Source organism: Roseburia sp. AF22-2LB (genome assembly GCF_003461125.1).
Classification (GTDB): Bacteria; Bacillota; Clostridia; order Lachnospirales; family Lachnospiraceae; genus Roseburia_C; species Roseburia_C amylophila.
The window spans coordinates 442,759-456,475 of record NZ_QTWM01000002.1 but is presented as its reverse complement, the minus strand read 5'-3'; the positions used below and the strand labels follow the sequence as shown (position 1 = coordinate 456,475).

The 13,717-nt window shown below is 40.6% G+C and carries 14 protein-coding genes and 1 other RNA gene; 13 read left to right on the top strand and 2 right to left on the bottom strand.

What is annotated here, in order from left to right; translation table 11 throughout:
* Positions 1-32 precede the first annotated feature (32 nt).
* Entirely contained in the window at positions 33-938 is a 906-nt protein-coding gene (locus DWX96_RS04935) for an IS3 family transposase (RefSeq protein WP_118056904.1), read from the bottom strand.
* 215 nt (positions 939-1,153) lie between these two features.
* Positions 1,154-1,279 (bottom strand): hypothetical protein, encoded by a 126-nt coding sequence (locus DWX96_RS14730; RefSeq protein WP_278336405.1) that lies wholly within the window; start codon positions 1,277-1,279, stop codon positions 1,154-1,156.
* Positions 1,280-1,755: 476 nt separating this feature from the next.
* On the opposite strand from DWX96_RS14730, the gene eno reads away from it, so the two are divergent.
* The 13 genes from eno to DWX96_RS04865 all read left to right on the top strand — a co-directional run bounded on the left by eno (position 1,756) and on the right by DWX96_RS04865 (position 13,587).
* Entirely contained in the window at positions 1,756-3,021 is a 1,266-nt protein-coding gene (gene eno, locus DWX96_RS04920) for a phosphopyruvate hydratase (protein ID WP_118056902.1), read from the top strand.
* A gap of 126 nt (positions 3,022-3,147) precedes the next feature.
* Complete coding sequence (gene secG / locus DWX96_RS04915) at positions 3,148-3,387, top strand: preprotein translocase subunit SecG (RefSeq protein ID WP_117696942.1); 240 nt, start codon at positions 3,148-3,150, stop codon at positions 3,385-3,387.
* 211 nt (positions 3,388-3,598) lie between these two features.
* Positions 3,599-5,764 (top strand): ribonuclease R, encoded by a 2,166-nt coding sequence (gene rnr, locus DWX96_RS04910; protein WP_118056901.1) that lies wholly within the window; start codon positions 3,599-3,601, stop codon positions 5,762-5,764.
* A complete protein-coding gene (gene smpB, locus DWX96_RS04905; protein WP_022242388.1) occupies positions 5,745-6,212 on the top strand; it encodes an SsrA-binding protein SmpB in 468 nt (155 codons plus the stop codon). Before rnr ends, smpB begins: the two co-directional genes overlap by 20 nt.
* 102 nt (positions 6,213-6,314) lie before the next feature.
* Positions 6,315-6,658: a transfer-messenger RNA gene (ssrA, locus tag DWX96_RS04900) on the top strand.
* A 180-nt stretch (positions 6,659-6,838) separates the two neighbouring features.
* On the top strand, positions 6,839-7,495 hold the full coding sequence (locus tag DWX96_RS04895; RefSeq protein WP_118056900.1) for a hypothetical protein: 657 nt from the start codon (positions 6,839-6,841) through the stop codon (positions 7,493-7,495).
* Positions 7,496-7,620: 125 nt separating this feature from the next.
* A complete protein-coding gene (locus tag DWX96_RS04890) occupies positions 7,621-8,367 on the top strand; it encodes an alpha/beta hydrolase (RefSeq protein ID WP_118056899.1) in 747 nt (248 codons plus the stop codon).
* 140 nt (positions 8,368-8,507) lie between these two features.
* The gene (locus tag DWX96_RS04885) at positions 8,508-9,032 is read left to right on the top strand and encodes a flavodoxin family protein (RefSeq protein WP_117840792.1); all 525 of its coding nucleotides are present in this window, start codon (positions 8,508-8,510) and stop codon (positions 9,030-9,032) included.
* A 222-nt stretch (positions 9,033-9,254) separates the two neighbouring features.
* Entirely contained in the window at positions 9,255-9,665 is a 411-nt protein-coding gene (locus tag DWX96_RS04880) for an L-2-amino-thiazoline-4-carboxylic acid hydrolase (RefSeq protein WP_118056898.1), read from the top strand.
* Between the two features lie 109 nt (positions 9,666-9,774).
* Positions 9,775-9,915: a hypothetical protein gene (locus DWX96_RS14235; RefSeq protein WP_156454685.1), complete on the top strand. Its 141-nt coding sequence runs from the start codon at positions 9,775-9,777 to the stop codon at positions 9,913-9,915.
* Entirely contained in the window at positions 9,912-10,727 is an 816-nt protein-coding gene (locus DWX96_RS04875) for a CAP domain-containing protein (protein ID WP_118056897.1), read from the top strand. Before DWX96_RS14235 ends, DWX96_RS04875 begins: the two co-directional genes overlap by 4 nt.
* A gap of 227 nt (positions 10,728-10,954) precedes the next feature.
* Complete coding sequence (locus DWX96_RS04870; protein WP_118056896.1) at positions 10,955-12,280, top strand: RNA polymerase sigma factor; 1,326 nt, start codon at positions 10,955-10,957, stop codon at positions 12,278-12,280.
* A gap of 164 nt (positions 12,281-12,444) precedes the next feature.
* On the top strand, positions 12,445-13,587 hold the full coding sequence (locus tag DWX96_RS04865) for an LCP family protein (RefSeq protein WP_242988736.1): 1,143 nt from the start codon (positions 12,445-12,447) through the stop codon (positions 13,585-13,587).
* The last annotated feature ends 130 nt before the right edge of the window (positions 13,588-13,717 follow it).

Here is a 13,717-nt window from a genome sequence, read left to right as displayed (position 1 = left end):
GGTTTACACTTTATTCTCAAGAATGTTCGACCTTATGCAGCCTCCTGTAGTGAAGCATAGTATTGCTGTCGCTTAACCATCGGAGGTACCCCTCCATTAGCAGAGCAAATCCTCCGGTTATTCCAATAGCTGATGAAGTATCTCCAGCTGAGGGTTTTTAACTGTTCTACAGTCATTGTGGTGGTGTCATAACGCCCATAAAGTAATTCCTCTTTGAAGCGTGCCCACATGCTTTCACATCTGGCATTGTCATGGCATCTGCCACCGGCACTGTTCATGCTCTGAAGAATACCATATTTATTGATTGCTTTACGATATAACTCGCTTGTGTACTGTGTGCCTCTGTCACTGTGAAGAACAGCTCCACGAAGCATAGGATATGCCTTGTAAGCATTATCTAAAGTTTGCTCACAAAGGGTAGCCTTCATATTTGTATCCATAGCAAGCCCCAGCACTGCCAGATCGTAGCAGTCAAAGATAGCTGAAACATACAGTTTTCCATCGGAAGCTTTTATTTCGGTCATGTCTGTAATACATTTTTCAAGAGGTTTTTGGGCTGAGAAATCTTGTTTGATTAAATTATCTGATTTACGGGCTTCTTTATCAGCTTTTGTAATGCCGTTGGGCTTGCGTTTCAGCTTATGATTAAGACCAAGTTCTTCCATGACACGATAAACAGTTCTTTCACCGGGAATGTGTACATCTTCAGGATGTTTTAGCTGTAATGCCTGATACATACGGATTCTTCCATACGTGTCGTTGCATTCATCCTCACTATATATATCAATCATGGCATCTGCCAGTGCCTGATATTTCCAAGGAGCATCTTTTGTTTTTAGGTATTTGTTAAATGCCTGTCTGGAAACATGAAGCACTTTACAATAAAAAGAAATTTTGCCCTTAATCCTGCCGTCATCCGTTTTAATTGCAATAAACATTAATCTCTGTTTTTTGCTGACTTACGACGGCTGGCTGCGAAAAAAGCACTTGCTTCCTCAAGAAATTCGTTTTCTTCCTTTAAACGGCGTATTTCCTTATCCTGCTCTTTAACATGTTTCCTGAGTTCGATAAGCTCATCATTAAGGGATAAAGCATTCTTGGGGGTATGAACTGCTTCATTTGCACTGAGGCGGCCTTCCTTAAATGCTTTGATTCATGTGTACATAGTACCTTTAGGGATACCTAATTCGTTAGCTGCTTTATGCCCGCTAATTTCCTGTGCAAGCTTTACCGCCTGTGCTTTAAATTCGTTGTCATAAGATTTTTGGTTCTGTGCCATAGGTTGTTTCTCCTGTTCTCGTATTGATTATGATTATATATCAAATCCTTGAGAATAGGCTGTCAACTTTTATGATACAACATCAGTATTTGAGTGGTTCATCAATTGCAAGATTATGAATAAGCCTTTGAGAGTTAGTTAGGCGTGGTAGGTAGCCCTTTTTCGGCATCAGCGCATGCGAGGAACAAAAGCACATTGTCGTCAAAGCAATGTCGATTTCGCATTTGTATTGGTTATAGTAAGCAAAATATTTTTCATAATGATAGTCCTTTCTTTGATAGAGTAATGAGCAACCCTGAAATGTGTGGGCAGTCCTATGCATACAACAGATATGTAATATTACTCAGCAAAAATCCAAAATCTATGTTTTATCAAGATATGCAAACGTTAGTTTTGCTTCTCAAAGAGAATAAAAAATCTTCTTTTGGAGATACTGAACTATTAATTCAGAATATTTTCAAAAGGAGATTTTTTTTATGGCTGTAAAAATGACGATTACACGAATTCATGCAAGAGAAATATTAGATTCCAGAGGAAATCCCACAATAGAAACAGAAGTAACTGTGGAGACAGAGACAACCGGAAAGAAGTCGACTGCCCGGGCGGCAGCACCTTCCGGAGCCAGTACAGGAGAATTTGAAGCCATTGAATTAAGAGACGGCGGCGAGCGTTATGGTGGAAATGGTGTGCAGCAGGCGGTGGAAAATGTAAACACAAGAATTGCAAAAGCACTGTTAGGCAGAAACGTATTGCGGCAGGAAAATTTAGATGCGCTGATGCTGGAACTGGATGGAACAGAAAATAAAGGAAAGCTTGGTGCCAATGCAATCTTAAGTGTGTCCTTAGCTTGTGCCAAAGCAGCAGCAAAAGCATTGCAGATGCCGCTTTACCGCTATGTGGGCGGCGTAAATGCAGTAACAATTCCGGTGCCGATGATGAATATTTTAAATGGCGGTGCACATTCCGATAACAATCTGGATGTTCAGGAATTTATGATACTTCCAATTGGTGCTGACAGCATTACCGAAGGAATCCGCTGGTGTGCAGAAGTCTATCATCATTTGAAAAAATTATTAAAGAACCGTGGGTTGTCTGTGGCAGTGGGAGATGAAGGCGGTTTTGCCCCAAACATTGCAAATGAGGAAGAAGCCATCCAGCTTATCATGGAAGCCATTACCAAAGCAGGGTACAGCTGTGGCAGAGGCAAACAGTTTATGATTTCTCTGGATGCGGCTGCCAGCGAATGGAAAGGTAATGCACCGGGAGAATATTATCTGCCAAAATCCGGCAAACGTTATACCACGGATGAACTGATTGTGCACTGGGAAAAGATGCTTCGCCGTTTTCCGATTTATTCCATTGAAGACCCGCTGGACGAAGAGGATTGGGATGGCTGGAAACGTCTGACAGAAAAAGTGGGAGATAAAGTGATTCTGGTAGGCGATGATTTATTTGCCACGAATCCGGTGCGCCTGAATAAAGGAATTTCCATGGGATGCGGTAATGCGATTCTGATTAAGCCAAACCAGATTGGAACGCTCTCAGAAACTATGGAAGCCATCCGCATGGCAAAAGAACATGGTTATGAGACCATCATGTCCCACCGGAGCGGCGAGACCGAGGATACGACCATAGCGGATTTGTCAGTAGGGCTTGGCAGTGACCTGATTAAAACCGGAGCACCGTGCCGTGGCGAGCGGACGGCAAAATATAATCGTCTGATTCGGATCGAAGAATCGTAATAGATTTTAGCAAAATTACCTACCCAAAATTTCAATATAAATACAAAATAAGTGGTTGTAATTTATCCCGGTGTATGATATACTGTCAAAGTTACGAGTATTATAAATCCACAGGAGGTGTCATTCGTGGCAGTTTTAAAAACGGTTTTAACAGTTGTATTTATTATTATATCTATCGCATTGACAGTAATTATTCTTCTTCAGGAAGGTAAGTCTGCAGGACTTGGAGCAATCAGCGGAGCAGCTGATACTTATTGGGGCAAGAATAAAGGTCGTTCTATGGAAGGAATGTTGGTAAAGGTAACCAGAGTACTGGTAATCTTATTCCTGTTAATTTCCATCGTACTGAATATTGGAAGTTTCTAAGAACCAAAGAGCTGTCGTGTGAACGACAGCTTTTTTTACTTTACAGGAATTGCTTTCCTGTAAAGTAAAAAAGCTCCGCGAGGATGCACACTGCGGTGTATAAGGTAGATGCCGCAGGCGACCGCCGCAAGTGACCGCCGCAGGCGCAAGAAAAGTGTAAAGCAGTTTCTTGAAGTTATGTGAGCAGCAAGAAAAAATAGGAAAGAAAAGAATGGATAGAGAAGCACTGGAAAAAAGAAAGAAAATTGTATATGAGTTTATCTGTGATGACTTATATGTCCCGATGAAAGCCAAAGAGATTGCAATGATTCTGCAGGTATCCAAAGAGCAGCGGGAAGAGTTGCATGCGGTTTTGGATGCTTTGCTGGAAGAAGGCAAGGTAGAGCTGACCCAGAAGGGCAAATATGTAAAGGCTTCCGGAAGATTCTTAACCGGTGTTTATACCGGAAACAGCAGAGGCTTTGGCTTTGTGACGGTAGAGGGTGAAGAGGAAGATATCTATATCCCGGAGGAGAATACCAACGGAGCCATGCATATGGACACTGTATCTGTTGCAGTAAATCCGCAGAAGACCGGAAAACGCCGGGAAGGCAGAATTATAAAAATTATATCCAGAGGTCTGCATCAGATTGTCGGAACTTATCAGAGCAGTAAGAACTTCGGATTTGTGGTGCCGGATAATCAGAAGCTGGCGCAGGATATTTTTATTCCAATCGAACGCTCCAAAGGAGCAGTAGATGGACACAAAGTTGTCGTTGAGATTACTGATTATGGTAAAAACGGTAAGAAACCGGAAGGAAAAATTGTTGAAATACTTGGTCATATCAATGACCCGGGAACAGATATTTTATCCATTGTAAGAGGCTTTGACCTGCCGACAGAATTTGCACCGAAGATTATGAAACAGGTGGAAAATGTAGCCAAAGAAGTCAGTGAGGCTGATATGGCAGGCAGGGAAGATTTGCGGGACTGGCAGATGGTGACAATCGACGGAGAAGACTCCAAAGATTTGGATGATGCGGTATCCCTTACTATGGATGGAGAAAATTATATTCTGGGTGTGCATATTGCAGATGTGTCCAACTATGTGCAGGAGCACAGTGCACTGGATGTGGAGGCATTGAACCGCGGAACCAGTGTATATCTCGTTGACCGCGTGATTCCTATGCTGCCCCATGCATTGTCCAATGGAATCTGTTCCCTGAATGCAGGAGAGAACCGGCTGGCATTGAGCTGCATCATGACCATTAACCCGAAGGGCAAGGTCATTGACCATAAAATTGTAGAGTCTGTGGTAAAAATTGACCGCAGAATGACTTATACAGCGGTAAAAGAAATTTTAGAAGACCATAACGAAGAAACAATTGCAGAGTATCGGGAACTGGTTCCGATGTTTGAAAAAATGGGAGAGCTGGCAGCACTGCTTCGAGGAAATCGTATGAAACGCGGCTCGATTGATTTTGATTTCCCGGAAACGAAAATCCTTTTGGATAAAAATGGAAGACCATTGGAAATCAAGCCATACGACAGAAATACAGCTACAAAATTAATTGAAGATTTCATGCTGATTGCCAATGAGACGGTGGCGCAGGAATTTTTCTGGCAGGAGATACCATTTCTCTATCGTACCCATGAGACACCGGACGAAGAAAAAATCCGAAAACTTGCAACACTAATTGGAAATTTCGGATATACACTGCATATCAGCCAGGAGGAAATTCACCCGAAGGAATTGCAGAAGCTGTTAGGAAAAATCGAAGGAACACCGGAGGAAGCATTAATCAGCCGGCTGACCCTCCGTTCCATGAAACAGGCAAAATATACCACAGAAAACACCGGACATTTCGGACTGGCAGCAAGCTGTTATTGCCATTTTACTTCACCAATCCGTCGTTATCCGGATTTGCAGATACACCGCATTATCAAAGAAACCTTGCGGGGCAGGATGAATCATAAGCGGATGACACATTACGAAACGATTCTGCCGGAAGTAGCCAAACATTCCAGCGAGACAGAACGCCGGGCAGATGAGGCAGAGCGCGAGACGGAGAAACTGAAAAAAGCACAGTATATGGCAGAGCATATTGGAGAAGTTTATGAAGGCGTTATTTCCGGTGTGGCATCTTATGGCATGTATGTCGAGCTGCCAAATACGGTAGAGGGTCTTGTGCATGTAACCAGTCTTACCGATGATTACTATCAGTATTTTGAAGACACTTTTGAACTGGTGGGCGAAGTAACGAACCGCCATTATAAGCTGGGACAGAAGGTATATATCCGGGTAATCGGTGTAGATGAAATTGTAAGAACCATCGATTTTGAATTGGCAGAGGCAACAGGAACAGGAGAAATGAAGAATGGGAAAAGAATCGATTAAGATGATTGCCAATAATAAGAAGGCAAGACATGATTATTTCTTGGAAGAACTTTATGAGGCAGGAATCAGCCTGCATGGAACAGAAGTAAAATCACTCCGTATGGGAAAATGCAGTATCAAGGAGTCTTTCATACACATTGAACATGGGGAAGTCATCATATATGGTATGCATATCAGCCCATATGAAAAGGGAAACATTTTTAACCGTGATCCGCTTCGTCCGAAGAAGCTTCTGATGCACAAAAACGAGATTCGTAAATTAGAGCAGAAGATTAAGGAAAAAGGTTATACCATTGTTCCGGTGGAAGTATATTTCAAGGGAAGTCTGGTAAAAGTCCAGATTGCGCTTGCAAAAGGTAAGAAGCTTTATGATAAGCGGAATGATATTGCAAAGAAAGATATGCGCCGTGAAGCAGAGCGGGATTTCAAAGTAAGAAATCTTGGTTAATAGGCGGATAAAAATTGTCAGTTAATGGCAATACAAACAGTGGTTCTATCTTTGCCTCTTGCAGGAATAGCGGAGGCAGGTTATAATAGAATAAATATATAAGGGCTAGTAAAGGTTTCGACAGGGATTATGAAGCTGGAGAAGCGAGCCGCAGGGTGATGCGTTAAATTCCAAACTTAAAATTAAACGCTAACGATAATAAATTAGCTTACGCTGCCTAATGGCAGCAGTCTGACCTAGAGCACTCACACTTTAGGACCCAGGCTTCGACTATGTGAGAAACGACACGGGCAAAGCTTTGAACCCGTGGGCGTATGATGAAGCTACTGAAACAGTTACGGTGTTCATACCGGAATTGCAGAGGGAATGTCAAATTATGAACTACGCTCGTAGAAGGACAGGGGATTGGTTTTTGGACACGGGTTCGACTCCCGTCTAGTCCACTAAAGCTGAACAAGTCGAATTCTGTATATGATATTATCGTATACAGGAATATGTTTGGTTTGGTGTATCGAAGGAAATAAAAGTAACGGCATTGTATGGTTGCGAAAGTGATATATAATGCCGTTATTTTTAAGATATAATGCGGATTTGAATTTGACAAATCGGGATTTGTGAGGGTAATTATGATAAAGTTTTTGAATGATATCAGGAATGCAGAAAAACCAATATCTAATAATAGAAAAATTATAAATACTATAGCTGTATTGTTCCTTGGAATAGCTTTGGGGACTTTTTCAAAATTTTTGGATTTTCGTCAAGCTGAACTTCCCAGTGTGCTTATGGCAATAGATGGAGCATTAGATGTTCATAATTTCCTTGGACGTTTTGCAATCTGGGTATTGATTGCACTGTGTATTTCTATTTATAGCAATTCTGCAATAAGAGCAAGCATTAATGTTTTTGCATTCTTTATTGGTATGGTTGCAAGTTACTATTTGTATTCAAACTATATTGCAGGATTTTTTCCAAGAAGTTATGCGGTGATTTGGTTTGGATTTACAGCTGTTTCTCCATTATTGTCTTTTGCCTGCTGGTATGCAAGGGGGGAAAGCAAACTGGCACTTATACTATCGGCGCTGATTTTGGCAGTATTGTTCAATATGTGCTTTGTATATGGATGCTGGTATTTTAATGCAAAATCTGTTTTGGAAGTGATAGTCTTTATTATTGGACTTATTGTTTTGAGGAGAGACACATTGAGGAGTTCTGCGCTAATGGGAACGATTAGTATAGTTCTTGCAGTTTTACTTGATATGGTTATTCCATTTCATTTTGGATAAACAACTTCAAGTTTGCAGAACTGACTCAAAAGAGCTCGAAGGAGCTCTTTTTCCTTTTTTATAATAGTATCATTATGGTATAATAGAGACATTAGAATCGGAAGTTTACAGCGAGGTGAAAGAGGTTGAATTATGTAGAATATGGAAAAGAAAACAGCGATGTAATTATCCTCTTACACGGAGGCGGTTTATCATGGTGGAATTACAAAGAGGTTGCTGAAAGACTTCAAACAGATTATCATGTGGTTTTGCCTATATTAGATGGTCATGCAGGATGTGATAAGCAGTTTACAACGATAGAGAATAATGCTTTGGATATTATAGAATTTGTAAATAGCAAATTGGGCGGTTCTGTTTTAATGATGGGAGGACTATCGCTTGGAGGGCAGATTTTGCTTGAAATTTTATCTCAACGCAAAGATATATGTAAGTATGCAATAGTGGAAAGTGTACTTGTGATACCTTCAAAATTTACATATTCTATGATTAAACCGGCGTTTGGAAGTTGCTATGGCTTAATAAAGTATAAGTGGTTTTCAAAATTGCAATTCAAATCACTACGAATAAAGTCGAATTTGTTTGATGAATATTACAAAGATACTTGTGCTATTAGAAAGAGTGATATGATTGCCTTTTTACAGGAAAACTCAGTATATTCACTAAAAGATGGCATTGGAGAGTGTGAAGCAACCGTTCAAATTTATGTTGGAGAAAAAGAAAAGCAATTAATGAAAAAATCTGCTAAAATCATTCATGAAAAATTGCAGGATAGTTTTATACAAGTTCTTCCTAATATGTATCATGGAGAGTTTTCAATAAACCACGCAGATGATTATGTGAGAAAACTATTAGAAATAGTAAAGCGAAGGTAACTTTCAGTCTTCAGCAGAGGCTGAAAGCAATAGAAGATTTGAATTGACCGAGCTCTTTGAGCGGGGGATACTTCTTGTCCGAAGGGCAAGAAGGTGGAACTGAGAAGAATTAAAACAATTGGAAGTTGGAGGATACACGTATGAAAATTGTAATCATTAATGGAAGTGCCAGAAAAGGAAACACGCTGACAGCAATCAATGCATTTATAAAAGGAGCATCAGAAAAGAATGAAATTGAAATCATTGAACCTGACAAACTCAACATTGCACCATGCAAGGGATGTGGTGTCTGTCAATGCTCTAAGGGATGCGTCGATAAGGATGATACAAATCCTACAATTGATAAAATTGCTGCCGCAGATATGATTCTTTTTGCTACACCAGTTTATTGGTGGGGAATGTCAGCACAATTGAAACTTATCATTGATAAGTGCTACTGTCGTGGATTGCAGTTAAAAAATAAAAAAGTTGGCACGATTATTGTAGGCGGTTCTCCCGTAGACAGTATCCAGTATGAGCTGATTGATAAGCAGTTTGACTGTATGGCAAAATATCTTTCATGGGATATGCTTTTCAAAAAATCATATTACGCAACAGCCAGAGATGAACTTGAAAAAAACAAGGATTCCATGAACGAACTTGAGGGGATCGGAAAAAATTTATAAAGCACGTTCCAGATTCGGATTTGCAGAGATAGAGAATTTGTGCTGAGAAGTGTTAATTTATAATGTGTTAAGGAAAGCTAATATTAGATGAGAATTCTGTCGGTATATTCGACAAATGTACAAGTAGAAATATTTGCAGAATACGAAAGCGTATTCGCAATATCCGGATTGTGAGAAATCATCATCGGTGCTGGAAAAGTGGAGGGCGAATTAATATGAAGTATGCCGGAACTGCCGGAGGTTGAATCTGCAACGGAATATTACAAGCAATCCATGATGACGGGATTTATGCAGTGGTTTTGCCGGACAGGTGGAAAGAAAAAATTCTCAGAATCAGATATCGAAGCAAAGAAAGAGATTGCAAAATTCAAAGCAGGTGACAGAAATCCTTATTCCTGGAATATGGAATTTTATGAGTATGAGGATGGCAGCGGATACGAAGCGAGATTTACAACTTGTGGAATCTGCACACTGATGAATGAACTGGGACTGACTAAGCTGATACCTGCAATGTGCCGCCTTGACTATACAATGAGTGAAGCAGATTGTGTCAGTAATTTTGCCAAGGAATATACAATCGCTTCGGGTGGACCGTATTGCGACTGCGGTTATACGAAAAGAAGTGCAAAATAAAATGTTATAGAAATAAGAGTAGTTTCACAGACTGCTCTTATTTTTTTGAAAAATTTAAATCTTTTTTCCAATCCCTCCTGTCTTACTTAATAGAAGGGAGGAAGGACAGATGAAAAATATAATAAAATGGTTTGTGCTGCTGATGCATAAGGACATGCAGAATTTTGAAATGAACGAGGATACGGATTGCTCGGTTCGCAAACAGATTATGAACAGAACAAATCGCAAAAAGGAAGGTGAAAGATTATGATGAAAATGAGAAAACCTGGATATATTGCACTTGCTGTCCTGATGGTAGCAACAATCGCTTTAACAGGATGTAGCAATGTAACAGAAGCAAAGGGAAGTCCGACTACGGAAAAAGAAAAAGTAGCAGAGAAAACACCACAGAAGAGGGTGAAAGTTATAGTAGAAAATGCTGCAGAAACAGCTATTGAAACAGTCAGATTGGCGCAGAAAACAGAAGGAACTGAAAATTTAGAACCGGAACCTGGGGCAGAAGAAGATACAGCGGGAGAAAATACAGAGGGAGAAAATGAGACGGGAACAAAGCAAGGAAAGACAGAGGAGACAGACCAGTCAGATAAAAATAAAAGCGGTAAGAAAAAGAATACAACAGTAGCAGATACAACCGATTCAAATAAGCCGCCACATGACGGAATGATATATGATGTCAATGAAGGAACATGGATTGATATGCCGGAGGTTCATCCGGATGGTTTTGACAGAAGTGCGGCCGAAGAGGTGTGGTCTTATGTGAATGCAGAGAGAACAGCAGCAGGCCTCAATGCACTTACCTGGGATGAGGACATATACAATTTTGCATGTCAGAGAGCACAAGCAATTGTATCAGATTTTTCCCATAATGGCTGTGGCAATTATGGAGAAAACATAGCATTAAATTCTGCGGGAAGCGCATATAGAATCCACATGCAGTGGAAAATTTTGCACTGGAAGAAAGTGAAAACAGTGGTGGAAACACAACAAGAGAATTCAACGGACAGACACTTGACCTTACACAGGCGCAGGCAGAAGCTTTTGATAATGGAAATATATGGATAGCGGGCAACGGCATCATCATTTATGAACACAGCGATGGAACGTTATCCTGCAATGCCTATGGACCGGAGGCAGAAGCAGCTTTAAATGAGTATATTGACAGCCATGACTGGTGAGAATAGAAGATGGAAATGTGCTTGCGGTGGAAGAACTGTTTCTGTTAAAATTTTAAGAAATCAGGCGTTATAGGAAAAACACATGAGAAATAAGGAAGAAAGAAGGAAAAGAAAATGACATATACACAGGCAGTTGAAAAAGCATGTAATGGAGATTCGACGGGATTTGAATTTCTTTATGATACAACAAAAAATAATAAATATTATCTGGCTTTAAAATATGTGAAAGATGAAGAGGCAGCAAAAGATGTTCTGCAGGAAGCATACATACGGGCGTGGAAAAATCTGGATAAACTAAAAGAACCGGAAAAATTTGATTCCTGGTTAGCACAGATTGTGGTAAATACAGCAAAAAATGAACTGGAAAAACGCAATCATACACCGCTTGATTTACGCATGGAAAGTGGTGAGGAAGAAGATGCAGAAATCATGGATCAGGCAGTAAGCGTCTGGGAAAATGAGCCGGAATTAGAATATACGAAAGAAGAGACCAGACAGCTGGTGCATGAGCTGATCGATGCATTGTCTGACGAGCAGCGTCTGGTGGTAATTGCCTTTGAATTAGAGGGACTTACCACAAAAGAAATTGCAGAACAGCTGGGCTGCCCGGAAGCTACAGTGAAATCAAGACTGCGTTATGGCAGGAATAATATCAAGACAAAGGCAGAGGAACTGCAGAAGAAGGGATACAAGCTTTACAGTATTGCACCAATGCCGTTACTGCTGTATCTGTTGAAAAAGGAAATGGTTGTATCTGCGGCGGAGCCATCCACCCAGCTTTTATTAAGTGAATGTAGAAAAAGTATAGCAAAGAGTACATATGGTGCAGGAAAAACTGCAGCCTCAACAGCGGTAAAAGCCGCAGGCACAGCAAGAAAGATATCATTTTTGTCAACTGCAGCTGGAAAAGCGGTAATTGGAATCGTGGCAACGGCATCTATAGCAAGTGCAGTGACAGTTGGTGTCATCAGCTACAATAAATCAAATGATAAAAATACGACCGCACAGGAAAATGTTCCGGCAGTAGAAGAAGTTCCGGTAAATGCAGACCAGCCAATAGATGGCGTGGGTGAGGATACAGAGACAACGGATGCACCAGAGGATGAAAATGGAAGTGAAAAATATGCTGATATTCCGGAATCTGTGCTTCCAAGTTCCGTGCGTAATGATAAAGACTATTTTGAATTCTGGGACGAGCCGGTAAAGGCAACCTGCTGGATTGACGGTGTCAAGGGAACGATTTATGCAGACTGGGATATGACACAGATTATTAAAGAAGTTACCTATGATGTAGATGGTTATGAGGATGAGCTTCTTATCATTGGCTCTACACTGGATGGCGGTACCCATGCCATTGCAATTTATAACGGACAGTATGTTGTGGTAAATGATGCCATGTGGGATCATTGGTATAATGGAAAGAGTTCTGCTTTTGATTAATACGAAAACTTAAGATTTCGTTAAATTTATGGAACTGATTCTTAAGGTTGTCTGTGAGACATTGACCAACCAATTCCAGTAAGATATATTTGAATTAATAGGCTGCGGAAAAACAGTCCGGATTAAGGAGTATAAGTATATCAAAGTAAGGAGGAACTATGGGCATGGAAAAGCAGAAGGCGAAGACTGGTCCGAAAAAGAAGGTTGGAAAAAAGCAGAGAAGAAAGAGAAAACTGATACTTTTTATTGTAGAAGTATTAGTGATACTCATTTTGCTGGTAGTATTTTATGTAATGAGTAAGCTGAATAAAATCAATAATACCGGTTCCTTAGATGCGAAGAAGCTGAATATTAATATAGACAGCGAGACCCAGGAAGTGTTAGATAATTATACCAATATAGCTATCTTTGGAATTGACAACCGGAGCAGTGGAAATTATGAAAGCGGAAACAGCGACTGTATCATGATTGCCAGTATCAATGATGATACCAAGGAAGTGAAGCTTGTATCCGTATACCGGGATTCCTTTCTGGCAGTAGATGATAAAGACAGCCTGCGGAAACTGAATGCAGCTTATGCCAAGGGAGGACCGACCGGTGCAGTAGCGGCGTTAAATAAGAATCTGGATTTGAATATTACCGAATATGTATCCGTAGACTTCAATGCGGTAATGGAAGTTGTGGATGCATTAGGTGGAATAGAGTTGGATATTACCAGGGAAGAAGCCAGCAATATGCACATCTGGATTGATGAAATGAATGAAGTCATGGGAACCCATGGCAAGCCGGTTTCCGGACCGGGCGTGCAGCAGGTCAATGGAATACAGGCACTTGCCTATTGCCGTGACCGAATGAGTGGCGGAGACGATTTCCGCCGGACCGAGCGCCAGCGTATTGTAGTAGGAAAGATTGTAGAAAAAGCAAAGCAGGCAGACATCCTTACTTTAAATGATTTGGTAGACAAGCTGTTTCCGGACATTTCTACCAGCCTTTCTACCACAGAAATATTGGGACTTGCAGCCCATGTCAAAGAGTATGAGCTTGCAGATACCCAGGGCTGGCCATTCCAGTTAGACACCAAGATGATGGAAAAATCCATCGGAGCAGTAGTTGTACCAACGGATTTGGAGACTAATGTAGATTTGCTGCACCGCTATTTATTTGATGTAGAGGATTATGAAACGACAGATAAGGTGAAAGAAATCAGCAAGGCAGTAAGCAACAGGACAGGAAAGACGGCAGCAGATACCACCCGGGATACGAATCCGCTGGTGCAGGATGCAGCTGCTGCTGAAACAACAGAGTAAGAGGAAAATCCAACCAAATTTTATAAAAATTTCACAAAAAATAAGAAAAATCCAGTTACCTTTTGTATATTATTATGTTATGATAAAAATATATCAGTAAACATACAATGATTATCAAGGAGGTATTACG